19 protein-coding genes are annotated in these 18,691 nt (G+C 39.9%); 7 read left to right on the plus strand and 12 right to left on the minus strand.

Annotation, left to right across the window (positions count from 1 at the left end; genetic code table 11):
* Positions 1 to 80 precede the first annotated feature (80 nt).
* Complete coding sequence (locus ACNAZ4_RS17120) at positions 81 to 836, minus strand: TraR/DksA C4-type zinc finger protein (RefSeq protein ID WP_415816301.1); 756 nt, start codon at positions 834 to 836, stop codon at positions 81 to 83.
* Positions 837 to 984: 148 nt separating this feature from the next.
* Between ACNAZ4_RS17120 and ACNAZ4_RS17125 the strand changes: the two genes are divergently transcribed.
* Positions 985 to 1,764 carry a hypothetical protein gene (locus ACNAZ4_RS17125; protein ID WP_415816303.1) on the plus strand — a complete coding sequence of 260 codons (780 nt, stop codon included), beginning with the start codon at positions 985 to 987 and terminating at the stop codon, positions 1,762 to 1,764.
* Between the two features lie 46 nt (positions 1,765 to 1,810).
* Here the strand turns inward: ACNAZ4_RS17125 and ACNAZ4_RS17130 are convergent, their stop codons facing one another.
* From ACNAZ4_RS17130 to ACNAZ4_RS17140, 3 genes are all read right to left on the minus strand, one after another.
* Positions 1,811 to 2,575: a 3D domain-containing protein gene (locus ACNAZ4_RS17130; protein ID WP_415816305.1), complete on the minus strand. Its 765-nt coding sequence runs from the start codon at positions 2,573 to 2,575 to the stop codon at positions 1,811 to 1,813.
* Positions 2,576 to 3,158: 583 nt separating this feature from the next.
* A complete protein-coding gene (gene fdhF / locus ACNAZ4_RS17135; RefSeq protein WP_415816307.1) occupies positions 3,159 to 5,219 on the minus strand; it encodes a formate dehydrogenase subunit alpha in 2,061 nt (686 codons plus the stop codon).
* A gap of 216 nt (positions 5,220 to 5,435) precedes the next feature.
* Complete coding sequence (locus ACNAZ4_RS17140) at positions 5,436 to 7,595, minus strand: PAS domain S-box protein (protein ID WP_415816309.1); 2,160 nt, start codon at positions 7,593 to 7,595, stop codon at positions 5,436 to 5,438.
* A 311-nt stretch (positions 7,596 to 7,906) separates the two neighbouring features.
* On the opposite strand from ACNAZ4_RS17140, the gene yhfH reads away from it, so the two are divergent.
* The 3 genes from yhfH (at position 7,907) to ACNAZ4_RS17155 (ending at position 9,367) form a co-directional block, all read left to right on the plus strand.
* Positions 7,907 to 8,038 (plus strand): protein YhfH, encoded by a 132-nt coding sequence (gene yhfH / locus ACNAZ4_RS17145; protein WP_415816311.1) that lies wholly within the window; start codon positions 7,907 to 7,909, stop codon positions 8,036 to 8,038.
* An 855-nt stretch (positions 8,039 to 8,893) separates the two neighbouring features.
* The gene (locus ACNAZ4_RS17150; protein WP_415816313.1) at positions 8,894 to 9,061 is read left to right on the plus strand and encodes a hypothetical protein; all 168 of its coding nucleotides are present in this window, start codon (positions 8,894 to 8,896) and stop codon (positions 9,059 to 9,061) included.
* 54 nt (positions 9,062 to 9,115) lie between these two features.
* Positions 9,116 to 9,367 carry a transcriptional regulator SplA domain-containing protein gene (locus ACNAZ4_RS17155; RefSeq protein WP_415816315.1) on the plus strand — a complete coding sequence of 84 codons (252 nt, stop codon included), beginning with the start codon at positions 9,116 to 9,118 and terminating at the stop codon, positions 9,365 to 9,367.
* 286 nt (positions 9,368 to 9,653) lie between these two features.
* Here ACNAZ4_RS17155 and ACNAZ4_RS17160 read toward each other — a convergent pair whose 3' ends face one another.
* From ACNAZ4_RS17160 to ACNAZ4_RS17170, 3 genes are all read right to left on the minus strand, one after another.
* Positions 9,654 to 9,812 carry a hypothetical protein gene (locus tag ACNAZ4_RS17160; protein ID WP_415816317.1) on the minus strand — a complete coding sequence of 53 codons (159 nt, stop codon included), beginning with the start codon at positions 9,810 to 9,812 and terminating at the stop codon, positions 9,654 to 9,656.
* Positions 9,813 to 9,832: 20 nt separating this feature from the next.
* On the minus strand, positions 9,833 to 10,036 hold the full coding sequence (locus tag ACNAZ4_RS17165; protein ID WP_415816319.1) for a YozQ family protein: 204 nt from the start codon (positions 10,034 to 10,036) through the stop codon (positions 9,833 to 9,835).
* Positions 10,037 to 10,147: 111 nt separating this feature from the next.
* Positions 10,148 to 11,323 carry an MFS transporter gene (locus tag ACNAZ4_RS17170; protein ID WP_415816321.1) on the minus strand — a complete coding sequence of 392 codons (1,176 nt, stop codon included), beginning with the start codon at positions 11,321 to 11,323 and terminating at the stop codon, positions 10,148 to 10,150.
* Between the two features lie 205 nt (positions 11,324 to 11,528).
* On the opposite strand from ACNAZ4_RS17170, the gene ACNAZ4_RS17175 reads away from it, so the two are divergent.
* Positions 11,529 to 11,699, plus strand: a complete 171-nt coding sequence (locus ACNAZ4_RS17175) for a XapX domain-containing protein (RefSeq protein WP_415816323.1) — start codon at positions 11,529 to 11,531, stop codon at positions 11,697 to 11,699.
* Between the two features lie 56 nt (positions 11,700 to 11,755).
* Here the strand turns inward: ACNAZ4_RS17175 and ACNAZ4_RS17180 are convergent, their stop codons facing one another.
* Both ACNAZ4_RS17180 and ACNAZ4_RS17185 read right to left on the minus strand, forming a co-directional pair.
* On the minus strand, positions 11,756 to 12,595 hold the full coding sequence (locus ACNAZ4_RS17180) for a formate/nitrite transporter family protein (RefSeq protein WP_415816325.1): 840 nt from the start codon (positions 12,593 to 12,595) through the stop codon (positions 11,756 to 11,758).
* Positions 12,596 to 12,904: 309 nt separating this feature from the next.
* Positions 12,905 to 14,824: an endonuclease MutS2 gene (locus ACNAZ4_RS17185; protein ID WP_415816327.1), complete on the minus strand. Its 1,920-nt coding sequence runs from the start codon at positions 14,822 to 14,824 to the stop codon at positions 12,905 to 12,907.
* A 481-nt stretch (positions 14,825 to 15,305) separates the two neighbouring features.
* Here ACNAZ4_RS17185 and ACNAZ4_RS17190 point away from each other — a divergent pair, with 481 nt between their 5' ends.
* Positions 15,306 to 15,989 carry a Crp/Fnr family transcriptional regulator gene (locus ACNAZ4_RS17190; protein WP_415816492.1) on the plus strand — a complete coding sequence of 228 codons (684 nt, stop codon included), beginning with the start codon at positions 15,306 to 15,308 and terminating at the stop codon, positions 15,987 to 15,989.
* Positions 15,990 to 16,089: 100 nt separating this feature from the next.
* On the opposite strand, the gene ACNAZ4_RS17195 is transcribed toward ACNAZ4_RS17190, so the two are convergent.
* Positions 16,090 to 16,770 (minus strand): LrgB family protein, encoded by a 681-nt coding sequence (locus tag ACNAZ4_RS17195; protein WP_415816329.1) that lies wholly within the window; start codon positions 16,768 to 16,770, stop codon positions 16,090 to 16,092.
* Positions 16,751 to 17,149 carry a CidA/LrgA family protein gene (locus ACNAZ4_RS17200; protein ID WP_415816331.1) on the minus strand — a complete coding sequence of 133 codons (399 nt, stop codon included), beginning with the start codon at positions 17,147 to 17,149 and terminating at the stop codon, positions 16,751 to 16,753. The genes ACNAZ4_RS17195 and ACNAZ4_RS17200 overlap by 20 nt, the downstream gene beginning before the upstream one ends.
* 363 nt (positions 17,150 to 17,512) lie before the next feature.
* Between ACNAZ4_RS17200 and ACNAZ4_RS17205 the strand changes: the two genes are divergently transcribed.
* Positions 17,513 to 18,112, plus strand: a complete 600-nt coding sequence (locus ACNAZ4_RS17205) for an SCO family protein (protein ID WP_415816333.1) — start codon at positions 17,513 to 17,515, stop codon at positions 18,110 to 18,112.
* Positions 18,113 to 18,240: 128 nt separating this feature from the next.
* Here the strand turns inward: ACNAZ4_RS17205 and ACNAZ4_RS17210 are convergent, their stop codons facing one another.
* On the minus strand, positions 18,241 to 18,378 hold the full coding sequence (locus tag ACNAZ4_RS17210; RefSeq protein ID WP_415816335.1) for a hypothetical protein: 138 nt from the start codon (positions 18,376 to 18,378) through the stop codon (positions 18,241 to 18,243).
* Between the last annotated feature and the right edge of the window lie 313 nt (positions 18,379 to 18,691).

Below are 18,691 nucleotides of genomic sequence, written 5' to 3' on the forward strand. Positions count from 1 at the left end.
TTTTCCCCGTCTTAGAGTATTTTAATCATGAATAAATTACCGGGAAAACAAAAAAGACCATCTCTGGTCTTTTTTAAAACCTACTTTTCATCTTCGACATAAGGGTCATGCTCAAATGCTGGCAGATCTCCAAAGGAAGTCATGATTCCTTCCCTGTCAAGCTCATTTTCATATTTTTCGTGCTGTTTATTTGGATAGATGGTTATTTCCTTGCCGGTAATATCGTTGCCGACAAAGTTTTCGTAGTCCTCGACATACCCGATATTTTCTTCGGATTCAATATACGTATCGTTATAATCATCCTGCGGTTTCATGAAATCAGAGGGACTTTCCGAGGTCCCCCAACTGGCTACTGCCTGCCACGAATCTTCTGCGTCGAATGCAACATTTTCATCTTTATTATCCAAATCGAATTTCCCGAATGGCGGCATCAATACTCCCTCTTCAATTGGGCGATTATGGGAGACGGTCCTGTCCGGAGTGTGCTCAATACAGAACCTCGTGTCAGGAACTGCCTTCAGCCGGTCAAATGGGATGTCCTTTCCACACTTTTCACATTTTCCATAGCTGCCACTCTCGATTGCCTGTAATGCTAGGTCGATATTCTTGATTTGGTATTCAATATGGTCGTTTAAGGCAATATCTTTTTCGCGTTCGTATAACTCTGTTCCTTCATCCCCAGGATGATTATCGTAGCTTGAAAGCTCTCCAGTTGATTCGTGGGCATGGCCACTTCTTAAATCGAAGTGATCGTTAGCATCTAAATGGGCTTCAAGCTCTTTTTTGTTTTTGAGTAAACTTGCCTGGAATTCCCTCAACTGGCCGTTTGTTAGCATATTTGCTGCCCCTTTCTTAGTACGGTTTTTATTAGCTTGCTGCATTTAGCTGCATTTCATTAACGGTAATAAGTGTAATCTCCCGCAAGTACCACTTTTATGGCTTAGCTCATAGTATGTAGAAAACTTATTCATTGGAGTGATGCCCATGCCTTTATTTGTTAATGGATTTGTCTCACCTCAGGTTTTCAGCAAAAATGAGGAAGTAGCGGAACCGGATAACCAGGAGAAGTTTCGGCTTAATTATCTTCATGAAGTACTGAATGAGCAGCAAAGGTTAAATCAGGAGTTGTCAGGAAGCGTCAGTAAATTCGATAATTCCTTGCAACAAAATAGTCAGGATCAGCTTAAGCAATTCCATGCCTTGCTATCCTCACTGGCGAAGCAGGAAGATTTATCAGAAACAGTGATCAAGAATATTTACGAACAGAAGGAATCAACTTCGGATCTTGATGATAAATTAATTAAGCTCGAAGAAAGTCATGAACAGATTTCAAAAACACTTTTAAGCAAGGAACTGACAAGCCAGGCAATATTGGATCAGCTTGCCTGCCAGCAGTCAATGATCTTTGATTTAAACAGAAAACTACTCGAGTACGAGGACGTCACAAAAGCTCTTGTCATTCAGGCCCAAAAGCAGGAGGAACTGCAGGATATGGTTGCAAAACACATTGATTTGCAAGGTGTATTCCACGAAACAATCATGGAACAACTCGGCAAGCAGGATGCTGTGGGTGAAGGAATTTCAAATCAATTAACTGAAATAAAATCTTCTCTGTCTTCAAAAGCTAATGAAATCCTTGAAAAGCTCGAAAACCAGTATTCTAAGTTGACTCATTTTTTCTTAAGCCTTATTGTCCCTAATATTACGCAAAAAAAAATCATCAACGGCAAAATGTTTAAAAAAGAAAAGAATCAGGAAAAATAAAAAGAGCATTGGCAAAAGCCAACGCTCTTTCTAACCATATTAATTTTTAATCAAGAATAGTGACCTTTACTTGCTTCCGGCCCCAATCAACTGCTCCGTCTTGCGTAGGGATGAATACATCTATACGGTTACCCTTGATCGCTCCGCCGGTATCTTCGGCTGTGGCATATCCATAGCCTTCAACGTAGACTTTTGAACCTAGCGGGATGACAGAAGGATCAACAGCAATTACTTTTGCATTAGGATTAGTTTTCAGGTTGACTCCTGTCTTGGTAATCCCTGAGCATCCAGCGCAATTTGCAGTATAAGCTGTCGCTTCAACTGTGATTTGGTTCGTCGCAGCTGAAGGTTTAGTTTCAGTTGTTTTCTTTTCTGCCGGTGCGGATACAGGTGTAGCCACCGGTGTTGCTTGTTGTTTTTCAGCAGAAGGTTTTTCTTTCTTCATTTCAACGGGCATATCTGTATATACTGCCAGCTTCATCCCAGGATGAATCAAATCAGAAGAAAGTTCATTCCATTTTTTCAAATCGTCCACTGTAACGCCGTAAGCTTTTGAAATCTTCCAGAGGGTATCCCCTTTTCTAACTTGTGCATATTTAATAGGAGATACTTCCAATAAATCATTCGGGTATATTACATCATTTGAAAGGTTATTCCATTTTTTAAGTGAATCTACTGATACGCCGTATTCTTTAGAAAGACCCCATAGTGTATCCCCCTTATGTACGACGATTTCCTCTGCCATTGCTTGTGTTCCGGCAGCTCCAGAAATTGCCGCAGCTGCAACCAAAGATAATAATGACTTTTTCATTTGTTTGCCTCCCATCGGCTAATTTTTATCACGTGAATTATCGTAACATAGAATTTCCGGAGAAAAAGAACAGGCAGATTTAAATTGGATTACGAGAATAACAGAAATATAACGGGAACATGTCTATATTTCCGAATATTTTGATAAAATAATCCTTTCTAATCATGAATTTCTAGTTATTTTGAAAAATTTACTATCTATTTCTTTTATACCCATATTTAACCAAATGGATTTTTTGTTTATTCTAACTGAAAAGTGCAGTTCATGACATTAAACCATTAAAATTCTCCTTCAAACTGAACAAAAATTATATTCAAGAGTGCATATCAATGGAAGGACTTAATGATTTCCGGCCATTAAAAAAATCCCATGGAAATGGGATTTTTGTTTTAGGCTCTTTTCTCAAACTTTGTTGCTATTGGCTACAAAATAGGATTGAATTAGCTAAGATTGTTCACACAATTCACGACTATTATGAGTAAAGAGCTTGCAAACTTAGTACCGACATACACAATGCTATTATCACGATAAAATCGGCTTTAGGATTTTAACAACAATCTTTACGAAAACAGCCTTGTTTTATTTAGGCGATTTTTTCGACTTTCACAGCACATGCTTTGAATTCAGCTGTCCCCGAGATAGGATCGAATTCATTTAGAGTAAGGACGTTTGTTGGCACTTCAGACCAGTGGAAGCTCATGAAAACAAGACCCGGAACCACTTGTTCTGTTATTTTCACTTTTACATCCAGTGTTCCCCGGCGGGAACTTACCCTGACCAGTTCACCATCGCTTACCTTTAGTGCAAGAGCATCCTCAGGATGAATGTCCAGTGTTTCTTCGGTTTGTTTTATTTTGACTCCAGGCGCATAATGGCGGGTTTGTGTATGAGTGTTATAGGATTCATATCTTCTTCCCGTTGTCAGGGTAAACGGATACTGCTCATCAGGAATTTCCAGTGGCGGAGTGAATTCTACCGGCACAAAGCTGGAACGCTTCTTGTTTTCCTTATCAGCATGGAAACGTTCATGCATGATTTTTGTACCTGGATGATTTTCATCAGGGCAAGGGTAGTGTATCCCATACTCATTCTCCAGGCGATCATAAGAAATTCCCCCGTACATTTCCCAAGCAAGCTGCCTAACTTCGTCCCAGATTTCTTTACTGGAGTTATAGCTCATATGATAACCCATCTTGGAAGACAGCTCACACAGGATTTCCCAATCCTCTTTGACACCTGACTGTGCGTTGACAGCAGTACGAACACGCTGGATCCTGCGATCAGTGTTCGTATAAGTTCCATCAACCTCGCCCCATGATTTCGCAGGCAGCACAACATCAGCCATTTCAGCCGTTTCTGTCATGAAGATATCCTGAACAATCAGTAAATCGAGTTTCTTTAATAATTTCCTGGTATGGTTCATGTGGACATCTGCCACCAATGGATTCTCACCAATGCAGTACAAAGCTTTAATCTCTCCAGTCTCAATTTTATCAAAGGTCCTTGTTTGAGTATCACCGACTTTTTGGCTAATTTCCGTATTCCACGCTTTCTCGAATCGTGAACGGTAATCATCCTCAAGTAAACTGATTGCGCCTGTAAGCTGGTTCGGCAGGCATCCCATATCTCCGGCACCCTGGACGTTATTTTGTCCCCGCAGCGGCATAATGCCTGAGCCTTTCTTGCCAATGTGTCCGGTGAGCAGTGCAAGATTTGCGATATCAAAGACATTGTTCACGCCGCAATGATGCTCGGTAATCCCTAAAGTATAGGCAATCATCGATCGATTAGACGCTACATACATCCGTGCCACCTCGATGATGTCTTCTGCGGCCAGTCCGGTGATTCCTGCTGAATATTCCGGTGTATAGCGGTCGACTTTTGCCAGCAGGGAGTCAAAATCGTCCGTATTCTTGCCGATGAAACCTGGATCATATAATTTCTCCGTAATGATGATCCTGATCATCGCATTGATCAATGCGATGTCGGTACCAACATTAATTTGCAGATGTTTATGCGCGGATTTGACCATATCGATCCGTCTTGGGTCGATAACCACGATTTTCAAGCCATTCTTTGCCGCCTTCTTCATTCTATTGCCAATTATCGGGTGAGCTTCAGTCGTATTTGATCCCATCAGCAATAAAACCTCGGCATCATCAATATCTTCTAAAGTATTTGTAGGGAAACCGCTTCCAAAAACAGTCGCCAGACCGGCGACACTAGGAGCGTGTCAGGTTCGATTACAGCCATCGATATTATTGCTGCCAATAGCTGTTCTCATAAACTTTTGGGTAACATAATTGGATTCATTAGTCGTCCTGGCACAAGCAAACATTGAAATTGCTTCTGGCCCAAAATCTCTCTTAATAGAAGTTAAATGGCTAGCAATATACTCATAGGCTTCATCCCATGTTGCTTTAACAAGCTTGCCCGCCTTTCTGATCAATGGGGTATTCAATCTTTTCGGCGCATGGACATATTGATAGGCAAAGGCCCCTTTCACACATGTTTGCCCTTTATTAACAGGAGCTTCCTTATCCCCTCTGATTTTCACAATTTTATTATCTTCAACTTCCAAAATCAGCCCACAGCCTGTACCGCAATAACCACAAACAGTCTTTACCTGGCTTATCGATGACATAGCTTCCCCTCCGGTAACTTTTTATACGGCTATTCGAAAAACAGCCTTTTATACAAACCCCTACTTCCATATTAGTCTAAATTTTCAAGACGATGTAACAAAACCAAGCGTTTTTTTTGTCATATTACCAACATTTTATCGACAAATATTAACCTCGACTTAAAGTGTTGATAAAGAAAGAAAAAAAGGCAGAAAAATTTCTGCCTTTTGCTGTTTTTATGCAATTTTAGCGGGCAGCACAATCTTGAAGGTAGTTCCTTTATTCTGCTCGCTTTCGATATATACCTTGCCATTATGGCTTTCAATGATTTTAAAGCTGACCATTAGTCCCAGGCCATTCCCATTTTTCTTGGTTGTATAGAAAGGTTCACCAATTTTCTTGAGTGTTTCCGGCGGGATACCCACTCCTGTATCTTTGATTGAGATAAGGACCTGATCATCCTGAATTTCAGTTTTAACCTTTAAATCCCCGCCATCCGGCATGGCTTCGATTCCATTTTTAATAAAGTTAAGGAAGACTTGCTTGAGCCGGTTTTCATCACACTCAATCTGGATAATTTCATCGGGCGCTTCAACTTCCAATTTGACATTTCTCTTTCTCGCTTCAAATTTAAGCATTGAAACGACATTATCGACAATTGGGATGATGTTCTTTTCCTCAAGTTCAACAGCCTTCGGTTTAGCAAGAACCATGAACTCTTCTACAATATTATTGACTCGGTCTATTTCATCCAGGATGATTTCGATAAACTCCTGACGCTGGGAATCAGTTTCGTCAAGCTGCAGGAATTCAGCGTATCCTTTCATTGAAGTAAGAGGGTTCCTGATTTCATGGGCCACACCTGCGGCAAGCTGGCCGACCGCGGCAAGCTTATCCTGGCGGTGCAGCATTTCCTCAGATTTTTTCTTCTCCGTGATATCGTTCCGGATTGCCAGGTACTGATACGGCTTTCCGTTTTCATTCAAAAAAGGAACAATCGTTGTATCAACCCAATAATAAGAACCATCCTTCGCTCGATTACGAATATCCCCTTTCCACACCTGTCCAGAACCGATCATTCTCCAAAGATTTTTGAAAAACTCCTTAGAATGCAATCCTGAATTCAGAATACTGTGGTCGTTTCCAATCAATTCTTCCCTGCTGTATTTAGAGATTTCACAAAACTTGTCATTTACATTTTTTATGATCCCTTTTGCATCCGTAAATGCAACGATGGAAGACTGATCGAGGGCAAAATTTATGTCACTTACTTCTTTAAGGGTATCTTTCAGGCTGGATTCCGCTTGTTTTCTCTGTGTTATATCAGAACGGATCGAAACATATTGATATGGTCTGCCTTTACTGTTTAAAAAGGGAACAATCGTCGTATCAACCCAATAATAAGAACCATCCTTCGTCTTATTGCGGATTTCACCCTTCCACACTTTTCCTGCGCCGATTGTACGCCAGATTTCCTTAAAGAATTCTTTGGGATGAAGTCCGGAATTAAGAATGGAATGATTCCTACCCAACAATTCGGCTTCACTATATCCGGAAATCTCAACAAACTTTTCATTTACGTATGTGATATTCCCTTTAGGGTCTGTAATAGCAACAATCGCTGAAATATTAAGGGCGTCCGTAATATCCTTTAAATTCGTATCGGTGACGGCCAGTCTTTTACTGATCAGCGCACTGGAGCCAATCAAACCGGCAAGAATTAAAATGGAAATAAAAGCAATCAGGTAACTGACCAGGGACTCTGGAATCCCATTTTGTTCCGACAATCCAATATTCAGATTGATCATTGAAGCCTTGGTTAAAAGTAAGTGACCTTCTACGATCGCTGCAGTCACGAAAAGAGCGCTTAAAGGCTTAATCCAACCATGGGCACCTTGGGTAAAGCTTTTGGAAAAGAAAAGCATCCAGAATGAAAAGTAAAATGATACAAAAATAAGTGCAAGCCCTACAAAGAGAATGGCAGGCTGATAGGTAAAGTTTAGCCTCATTGAGTACATTCCCAGAATGTGTACCGACATGACTGCAAGCAACATGAATAAACTGCCAACCAGCAAATTACTTTTGTTAACTGTCTTTCCAGTCATCGTGTAAAATGCCATGGCAGTAAAAGAAATGACCAGGATTATCGATAATATGGTAATCGGAATTCGATAAGAAATATTGCCATTTAAATTCAATGCAAGCATTCCGAAGAAATTCATCACCCATATCCCGATCCCGAGTGAAAAAGTCCCGCCAAGAAACAAAAACCTTTTATTGCGATCCGAAGATTTAATTAAACTGAATAGGTCCAGTGCTGTATATGATGACATGATTGTCAATAAAACGGCAACTAATAATAAGATTGGATTGAAGGATAATTCTAGATTATCCATTAGCATCATTCCTCATTTGTAGATTCATATCGATTGTATGTTAAAAACGATAAGAATAAAAGGGGTTATTAAATAATTTGTAATAAACTTGTCACTTTTATCTCTTGACTCAATAACTAAATTGAAAGTTGTATTATAACAGGATTGAGTCCACCAACTTCATTTTTTGCTATTACCTTAAGAAGACAGGTATAAACACCTAATTTTGAAATTTTTTAAAAAAAGTCTACACAAATTGAAAAAGAATGTTTATACTGTACTATAACAGGTTAATTAAAATATAAATTGTACTATAAAAGGAGGAAATACTTATGATGAGTCCGATGGAGTTTTTTCGCAATTTGCCAAAGAAGGTATGCCCAGAATGTGGTGAGGGAATGCATGAGCAAGCAGAATCCTACATGATGGAATGCGATCGCTGCTTATCAAAAAAGGAAGAATAAACTGTAAAGGCACCTTTTATGGAAGGTGCCTTTTAGATTGGGAATATAAATCATATGAATAATAAAGAAAAAAGAAGCTCATTAGCGAGCTTCTTTTTAACATCTTAGGAGACCCAACCAGCATCAGCCCAAAACTTTTTTGGAACTATTGAGTTGTAAAATCCTCTTACTATAGCCGATGTGTGTTTGTTCCGCATATAAGGTGTCAATTCATAAATAGGTTTCCCCGTTTTTATGAATGATCCTTAACAAACACATGATTCGGTATAATCACCGAGAGACTCATTATTCCTTTAAGAAGTGTTTAGCTCACCTCATCATTTGTTCATGCATCCCTACTCACCGTTTCACTGGTTCGTTGCTTTTAGGAATTCACAACCTAATGACTGTTCCACCATTCCTTTGTTTGATTTCCCTTTTTCTGTTCTTTCCCAAGCATCCTTGAAACTTAACTTAATGGATCCTCTTTTGGTAAAAAGCTTTGTTTCTGCGTATCAGTGAGGAATAGGCAGAAATTCCGCTCTTTCCCTTTTGGCCGAACAAGGTAAAAATCATAACAAATTTTGGTTAACTGGCTTGATTAGGATGAATCCTGGCAGCTGGTGATGCTGACAACTTGATGAAGGCTAACTCAACTTTAGGAATAAACCGTTTTTCGTTCACTACGGAACGAACACAATTGGTTGAGCCTCCTAAGATGTTAATTGCTTTCTTCTTACACTCTTATTATACCACCCTTGACAAATGTAAACCCTTACATTTGTGACGATTTGGTGACTTTTCAATACTAATTGACGTTAATTTTCCGGTATAACCTATATCCCATTACAGAAACTATAAGTACCAGGGGGTGAGATGATGACAAATAGAACTGAGGAGAACAGCAAAAAAACCATTAAATCCACATATACGCCGAATCAAAGATTCGTGCCTGGAGAATCCGTAGAAGAGCATCGGGATATCGAAGCCGGAAATATCTTTTTTGCGGAAGAAGAAATAAAACAGCAGAATGAAAATCTCTAGTTGGCCTTTTGGACAAATTTCATATTTTACCCTAACTGAAAAGAGGTGATTACCTTGGATTTAATCGATCCGAAAAACCTGAAAAATGGGGATGAAGTTTATGTTATATACCGTAACCCTCACGTACCTTCTGTTTCTAATGTAAAGGCCGGAGAAATTGTTCAGCATCCAAAAGACCCCAATGCTCTGGCTCTTTTCCTCAATGAGACTTTGCATGTCATTGAAGATGATGATGCTCTATTTTCTACACAAGCAGCAGCAGAAAAAGCCTGCAGCGAGGCAATGGACCCCTATGATGGTTTGTGATCCAAACGGGGTTTTATCCTTTATACTAGAGGGTATTTTATAAACGCAAGCCAATTTCCATTAGGAGGGACCGAATGTGAAAGTTCTTTCAGCATCTTCTAAACTCGTCATTGGCTCCGCACTCGAAGGAGGATTTGTTTATCTAAAGAAAGGCACCCTTACCCCCAACAAAGTGATACGACGCGGAAGACTTTAAATGCACAAATCCTCTTTGAAAAAAAGCACATCCAATCAGAGGATGTGCTTTTAGCATTGTGCAATAGCTCTTCAGAAAACAATGTACTTTTCAGAGATCAGACCTTTTGACTGGCTCCTCTTCGTTATTCGTTTGATTTCCCGTACTTGACGTATAGCCTACACGATACACAAAGTCTTTCTTTTTCTTTAATGCATCTGGCATCTTATACTGTAAATCGTTTGATTGGAATTCACCTTTTTCCGACACTCTAATCCCCCCATTCCTGCCTATTGATAGCCTCTTCTATTCAACTCATCATTTGCATCTGATTTGCGTTCAACTTTCCCACCAACTTCACCCTCTGCATAACTGTCGCTGGCTTGTTCGTGGGTCATGGCAAGTCCTTTTGAAAGTTCATCATCCCTTTGGTAATCCGCTGTCTCATACATACGTCCAGCTACTTCAGTACGTTTACTTTTGTCTTTTTCCACTGTTCATTCCTCCTTTCGTTTACTCAGGTTATTTTTTGACATTAATTCATAAACCATACTTCAGAATTCTTTATAAAACCAATACACCCCTTCATTTATGAAGGGGTGTATTTACTGAAAGCCTGTTTCCGCTGATGTTTTTTTATGATCCTGCAGAAGCCAGACTGTCAGGAAAACGCCTACTAAAGTTAAAGCAGCAAAAAACAAATAAACAGCATAAATGCTATATTCCTCAAAAAGAATTCCGCCTATAAATGTAAAGAACCAGTTACCCAACCCATTGCCGACAGCTGAGTAAACCGTCACTGCCGTAGCTGTGACATGTGAAGGTGTGATGTCACGGATATACTGCAATCCTGCCGGGATGAATAACCCAAGGGAAAATCCCTGGATGACAGCGGACGCATAGACAAGGCCAAGTGCAGGCTCAGTAAAATAAAAAATCCACCTGATCAATGATACAAGAGCTGCAATAAAAGTAACCTGAAGCAGCCCTAATTTGCGAATCCAGCTGCCTGCAGCCCTCATGAATGGGATTTCGGATAGTACCGCAATAAGAAATGCAATTCCAATCCCGGTGTATGTCCCGCCCCTATCCTCTACGAACAGACTGAAATAAAAATTGTTCGCAAGATTAGGGCCAAAAATCATGAATGTTACACCGAGGAAAACCAGAAATTTTTTCATTCGCAATAAATCCTTCATACCGGAAAAGAGACTGCTGGACCTGTCAGAGGATTCTTTTGGCATTTTCAATGAAAAACCAGCAGCAATCACCAATGTCAAGAAAAAGGCATAAAAAATAACCTCTGGCTTCCATTCAGATAATCTCCCCATTACGAATACCGCAAGGCCAAACCCCAGTGATCCGAATAATCTCACATTTCCATAGTTGACACCGACTTTGCTTGTATATTTTAAGGAGATACTATCGGATAATGGAATGATCGCACTTTGGAAAATCGCCAGGATTGTGGCTACAATTAAGAATAATAAAAACTTGTCAAATACAAGATAGCCCAAAGCAGCAATGCCTGTTATTAATGTCGTTAGTGTTAACAGCCGATTATGATAATTTTTCATATCGGCAAGCATTCCCCAGAATGGCTGGAAAAAAATCATGATTACAGGGCCTATCGACAAAATCAGACCGATCTGATAACCATTCAATTTCTCCACTTCTGTTAAATATATACTCAATAGAGGGAAGAGACTTCCGATCCCGAAAAATACAAAAAGATAAAACCCTTGAAGCGTAAGGATATTCTGCTTTACTTGCTTTTCCATCTGAATCCTCCATGATGACAATTTATAGAGTTATATTTTACCACTATTCTAGTATAAGAATAGAAAAAATCATTTTATACAAAATAAAGCAATAATAAAGCGTTTTCATTCGACTGGTGTCATGTTAAAATAATGTTGGTTTAAGTGATCAGACGTCTGCTCACCTATTCATTTAATCCATCTTGCCATAAAAGGCGGTGAAATCATGAGAGAAATAATATTAAGCCTGGTTGCTGGTTTGATCGTTGGGATGTTATTTAAATTCCTCAAGCTTCCGCTTCCTGCACCACCAGTATTGGCCGGTGTACTGGGTATTGTCGGGGTTTATTTAGGTGGAGTAGTTGGAGAATGGATTTTGAACTCTTTTAAAGGATGAAGGTACCTGATCTCAAAAACAAAAAATCCACGGAGCATCCGCGGATTTTTTTTGTTTTATGAGTATTGTTTCATAGCTTTTTGCCGATATAATACGTTTGATTCCACTTGTTTTTGTTTCCTGACATGCTTTGTACCATCCAGGTATACATAAATAGTTCCCACGAAAAATGCCCCTCCAATGATATTCCCGATAGTAACGGTTAAGAGATTCTGAAGCCCCCCAGCAATACTGATGGTTTCTGGGTGTTCAACAAGAAGGGCAATCGAAAACAGCACCATGTTTGCTACACTATGCTCAAACCCTGAAACCACGAAAGCAAACACAAGCAGCATCATTACCCCGATTTTCGCTCCATCTCCCTTAATATTATATGGCACCCAGACAGCCAGGCAAACTAGCCAGTTACAGAGGATTGCGCGGAAAAACAGTTCACTGGCTGGGGTATTCATCTTCATACCAGCGACTTCCATCATATACTGTGTTTTTTCCGGCGAAGTGAAGATTCCCGATAACATAATGACCACCCCAAAAAATATAGCACCCACTAAATTACCTGCATAGCAAGCCAGCCAATTTTCGACGGTATCCTTCCACGAAGTCGCCTTTTTAAGTGAACTGATGGTCAAAAGCATCGTATTGCTTGTAAAAAGCTCTCCGCCACCGTATAAAATAAGAACAAGAGCCAATCCGAAAAAGATTGAGGTTACGATTGGTGTTGCTGGAGAATGCACATCAGAGAAGTACTCCCCCAGGCGATAGGAAACCATAATGCCAAAACCAATGTAAACACCTGCAAGTGCGGCTCTCATTAGATACTTCGATTTCGACTCTTTTAAGTAATCTCGCTTTTTCAAAGCATAACCAATGGCAATATCGATAGGCTGGCTGCTCAAGTGTAAGACCCCGTTTCATTTGTGAAAAAAATCACAATTTGTTGTTGATTTAATCATATACCTGATCAAACCGTTTGTTAATAGGTAAACACTTGAACTGTTTATGACCTTTTTTAAAGCGTTTCCATCATATATTTACTAACAGTTTAAGTTCTTTTACTGCTAATTTCTTAAGTGCGAATAGGGGGTTTCCCCTATAAGACCTCATTAAATAAAAGCAGGGTGACTTTGAACAATTGAATCGAATATTGCCTGTCATGGCCAACAATTCCGCTCCTTGGCCTGCCACCCTCACCTTTATTAACCCCATCAGTCTTCCCTGATCATACTACCTTCAATATGCTTTTTCTCCATTTGGTTCAACAGCTTCCGATGTTCTTTTGATTCAAAAAGAATATTGAAATCGTAGTCTTCCGGGTATAGCTCTGCAGCAGGGATGTTCAATTTCAGACGTTTATGATTCACGTCTACTTTTCCATTCCTAAGCTGCACAATATAATTACCTTTGCTGTCAGGCCCTTTATAAATGACGCCAAGTTCTCCTGAACTCGTTACATAAACACTGTCGCCCATATCGAATTGACGGGCTGTTTTACTGATATCGGCCGCTTTTTTCCTTTTATGCTTGTTGACGAGAATCTGCTTATCCCTATCTTTTAATTCACTGTTATCTTGAAACAGCTCTGTGTAGTTCTTTTCTGATTTATAGGTGATCATATGTGCCCTTTCTATTAATTTAGGATGGACCCCCAGCTTCAGGGCAATTGCAAAAGCCTGGCTTTCGCCTCCCTTTCCAATGCGCAGCCGATAAGTAGGCTTCAATGTTTCCAGGTCGAATTCCATTGAGCCATTCATGAAATCTTCATGAGCATCAGCAAATTCTTTTATTTCGCTGTAATGCGTAGTAGCGAATATGGTTGCTCCCTTATTGTTCAGGTTTTCAAGTATGGCTGTTGCCAATCCCATTCCTTCTCCCGGGTCGGTTCCGGATCCCAACTCATCCAGCAGGACAAGTGTCCTGTCATTTGTTTTCTCTAAAATATCAATGATATTCACGATCCTCGAACTGAAGGTGCTGAGGTTTTGCTCAATGCTTTGACCATCCCCTATATCGACAAGGACTTTATGGAAAACTCCTGATATACTGCCCTCTCCAACCGGCAGCAGCAATCCACTCTGTGACATCAACACCAGCAGCCCAGCTGTTTTAATAGACACCGTCTTTCCGCCAGTATTTGGACCTGTAATCACAAGTGCATGGTAGTCTGTTCCTATTTCCAGCGTTAATGGGACAGCATTATTGCCAAGAAGCGGATGTCGTGCTTCTTTAAAATCGATTACCTGGTCATCCACGATATCGACCTTTTTCGCTTCGATCGATCGGCAATACTTTGCTTTGGAGAATAAAAAGTCATAATGGACCATTGTCTCGATTGCGAGCTTAATTTCTTTTTCTTTTCCTTCTGCAAGACCTGTAAGGGCAAATAAGATTTTCTCCACCTCTGCCTGTTCTTCTAAAATGAGCCATTCCATCTGGTCCTGGAACGAGCCGATTTCTTCTGGTTCTATAAAAAGTGTCGATCCTGAAGCAGATGTGTCGAGCACGGATCCTTTTACCTTACCCCGATATTCCTTCTTTACAGGGATGACATACCTTCCATTCCTCTGGCTGACGACCGCTTCCTGAAGGTATGGTTTTATTTTCGCGGATTTCAGCACTTGGGTAAGCCTTTCCTTCAATCGCTCCTCCTGTATGCCAATTTGTTTGCGGACTTTTAAAAGCTCTTTTGATGCGTAATCATCAATTTGGCCATTGCGGATACATCTCTGGATTTCAGCAGCGAGTTCCGGCAGTTCCTCAATACTATAGACGTAGACGGATACTCTTGGTGCGCAATACTCCTTCTCCTTCATAAATCGGCGAAGCTTGCCGCAACTGTCAAGGAATGAATTCAGCTGCACAAGTTGATCCACACGCAGGGGAATACCCTTGTTAAAACCATTGATGATGGCTTCCATGCCTTCAAGGCCATGGATTGGCACACTTGAGCTGATCTTTAGGATTTCAATCGCTTCTGAAATTTCTTCATGCCAGGCCCTAATTTGTTTCAGGTTTGTGGATGGTGCCATTTCCATTGTTTTCTTGCGGCCTGACCCAGTTAAAGCAAATCCGGCTATCGCTTCTTTGATTGTTTCATAACCAAGAACAGTGTAGGTTTGTTCGTTCAATGTTTTTTCCTCCTTAAATTAAAAAAAAAGCCGCAATGGACAGGTCCAAAGCGGCTTTTCAATTCTCGCAGCTGGGCTGCGAGTAATATATTCACGAAAAAAAGCTGTGTATATGCACACAGCTTATGCTCACGAATATCAAGCATGCTTCTATGTTCATTGTTCTTAACATCCAATCCAGACCATGTTGAAATAAACCTTCACAGAGGCTTCTTTTCAAACTGGATTGACCGTATGAAATTAACGGTTAGTTAAGAACGACACCTAACATAAAACATACTCCTTACATATCAATAATAATCTCCCCATTAGGATACGTCGTTTCTGCTCCTTTTGTCAACCAAATTCATCCATTTTTTGAAAAATGACGTTTAAAATGAATGTTCACATTTTCTCTATTGACCTGTTGTTTATATTTCATTATAAATTAGTGGTAACCATGGTCGAAAAAGGTGGAGATAGTGTGGCCAACCAGGAGAATATTAGTAATTTGAATTATGAGATAAGCGAACTGATCAAGGCGTCCGAAAAAGTCATTAAATTTAAAAAAGGAACTTTTTTATTCCGTGAAGGCCAGGAAGCAAAGGAAATGTATATCATCCTTTCAGGAAAAGTGCAGGTTTCAAAGATGAACGCCGAGGGCAAGGAATTGTACTTACGGTTCTGCAAGAAAAATGATATTGTCGGCGAACTGACTCTTTTTACGATTGGGCCAAGATATCTGTTCAATGCAAAAGTAGTTGAGGACGGAGAAGCAGCTGCCATCAATATCGAGAATCTGGAAAGCATCTTATTCAACAATAGCCAGCTTGCTTACCAGTTCATGAAATGGATGAACGATCATATCCGCAGGACGATCACTAAATTCAGGGATCTTGTGTTGCATGGAAAGAAAGGCGCACTATATTCTACTTTGATCCGCTTAAGCAATAGCTATGGTATTAAAAAATCAGATGGCATCTATATCAATGTACCGATTACAAACCAGGATCTCGCTAACTATTGTGGCACTGCAAGGGAAAGTGTAAGCAGAATGCTCGGGGAATTGCGGGACGAAGGAATTATATCGATTAATAAAAAAAGAATCATCATACATGATCTTGTTTACCTGAAGCGTGAAATTGAGTGTGAAAACTGCCCGATTGAGTTCTGCAATATGGATTGAAGTATTTAAAAAGGAAGCTTATAAATTGTCAGCTTCCTTTCGGATTTTTATCAAAGTTTTTTTCGTAGAATGCTTCAAAATTTCTCACCAATAATTCCGCCTATAAAAAGATGGGGATTATAGTAGGCAGCAGCAGTGAAGTCAGGATCGCCGCCAATCCCATCGCTGCACCTGATACTGCACCCTGCAGTTCCCCTTCTCTTGCAGCTTCGGCAGTGCCAATCCCATGGGCGATGGTGCCGATGGCCAGTCCTCTTGAAAAAGGATCATGGATTTTCATGACATTCATAAGCCACGGTCCGAGCATAGCTCCCGTCATCCCTGTGATCATGACAAAGGCTGCCACCAAGATTTGATCGGCATCTATGATCCTGGCAACCTCGGAAGCTACTGGTATCGTAATGGATTTGATTGTTAAAGAAACCAGGATGATATTAGTCAAGTTCAGTAAATAGCCGATCAAAACCGCTGAAAGAATAGTCGAGACAGTTCCCGCGAAAAGCCCTGCCAGAGCTGGAAGCAAGTTGGCCGCAATTATTTTTCTTTGTTTATATAATGGCACTGCCAGGGCTACCGTAGCCGGTCCCAGGAAATAGGTGATGATTTCGCTCGCAGCTTCATACTCTTTATATGGAATGTCTAGGATCAGAAGAACGGATATCACGATGGCTGTACTTAAGAAAACCGGTGATGTCAGTGGAGAAGGGTACTTGCCTGCAGCTTTCCTGGAAACTATGTAGGCCAGCAAAGTTATGAAAATACTAAATATCGTGACCATCATTTTGAGCTTCCTTCCTCTTCTTATGTTTTACAATGGCATGTGAAGTCCCTCCAGCTATCGCCATACCAAGCAGTGCACTAGACACTAATATCACTGCAAGCTGAATGCCAGCTTCCGCCATCAATCCCCCTAAAGTCATCAGACCAACTGATATGGAAACAAAAAAGAAGGATAAGTGCCTGACAAGGAAGTCGGCGGCCCCTTCAATCCAATCAAGCTTCACAATCTTCAGCCATAACAGCAGGAAGAGGATGATCATCCCCATTACATTCCCTGGGATGAGCAGATTAAATAAATCAACGATATAAAAACCGGCTTTATTGATCAAGATCAGGCCGCAAATTTGCAAAATGTATATAACGAATTTTCCCGCTTTCAAAAAAATGGCTCCTTTTTCGTTCCCATCATTATTACTATTATTATAATAGATTTCTTTCCCTTATTTGCAAGATTGTGTACTGCTTTTTCGAAAAGGTTCTTTTCTAAATCTTTGTTGTTTTTGGCTACAAAATTGGATTGAAAGACATATGTTTCTTCACAAAAAAAAACTTATTTAGAGAAAAGAGCCTGCACACTTAATTCCGAACTACAAATGGCTTATGATCACTTTAAAATTGGCTTTAGGATTTTAACAACAATCTTTACGGAAACAGCTTTCGATAAAAGAATAAACATAGTTCACACAATGTCCATATGATTTTCCTCTTGTTTCTTATATCTTATAAAGGGGGAGGCTTGCGTTATGAAAAAAATCTATCTTATCAGCTCACTTATTGTATTGATTGGAATTGCGTCTGGAATCTCATATTTTTTAGTCAGGGATGCCAATGCCCAAATACCAGAAGGCATTACCTTGTTGACCATGGATGAAGAGAAATATACGTTCGGAGAAGATACGGACACAATCAAATTGGTGGAATTCATATATACACATTGCCCGGATATCTGCCCTACAACAACCCAGGAGATGAACCTTCTGCGCAAGGATTTGATTAAAAAGGATGTTTATGGAAAAAAGGTCCAGTTCATAACGATTACGATTGATCCATACCGTGACAGCCCTGAAGTTTTAAGGAAGTACATGGACAATTTCGGACTTGAAAATGATGGCAATTGGATTTTCCTTACCGGGGACCCCGCTAATACCCTCGAAGAACAACAAAAAATCAAGAATGTTGCTGATACATTTAAATTCCAGTACCGAGATCCTGGAAATGGCTTTTATGTCCACAGTACATTCACTTACCTGATCGATGAGAACAATAAATTCATCAAGAAATTCCCTATGGGCGAAGATTTCAAAAAAGACGAAGTTTTCGAAGCCATCATGGATGAGTTATAAAAATAAAAAAAGCGGTGGCTGCACCGCTTTTTTTATTCCTATTAACTGTACTAGATCGACTTTTACTTCATGTCTGTATGAAATAGTCCTATGCAGATTAAAGTGAAGTGCAAAAGCCTGTCTGCCTCTTAATGTGAGTTTACTGTGCTGGGATGTTTTTCTGTTTTTTGCAGGGAGAAAAATTCTGATTTTGGCTTAGTGAAGCTGACTTTTATCCCTGAATCCTTTAGGCGGTTAACAAAATCAACCAGCTGCTTTTTAGCCATTTCAAAAACTCCTTTTTATCCATCTTTGTCTATTATTATTTTACATGAAAAATATGAAAAATGTGTGAAAATGAGCAAAAAAATTGACATCCATTCAGAAAAATATTCATTTATTTTCCCAATATACTTCTGTACTCAGTTATGTTATCCAAACCGAATCGAACTCCTATCAAACTACTCTTGCTTTTCCCATTTTTTCTCCAACGAAAACTCCATTTGCGAAAAATATTTCCTTCCACTCCCCTTTTGGCAATAAAAGAATTCGCCCCTAAGGTTCAAACATGTTATAATCTTTGGGATATATATTAATGGA

It is taken from the genome of Mesobacillus thioparans (assembly GCF_965138835.1).
Taxonomy (GTDB): domain Bacteria; phylum Bacillota; class Bacilli; order Bacillales; family Cytobacillaceae; genus Mesobacillus; species Mesobacillus thioparans.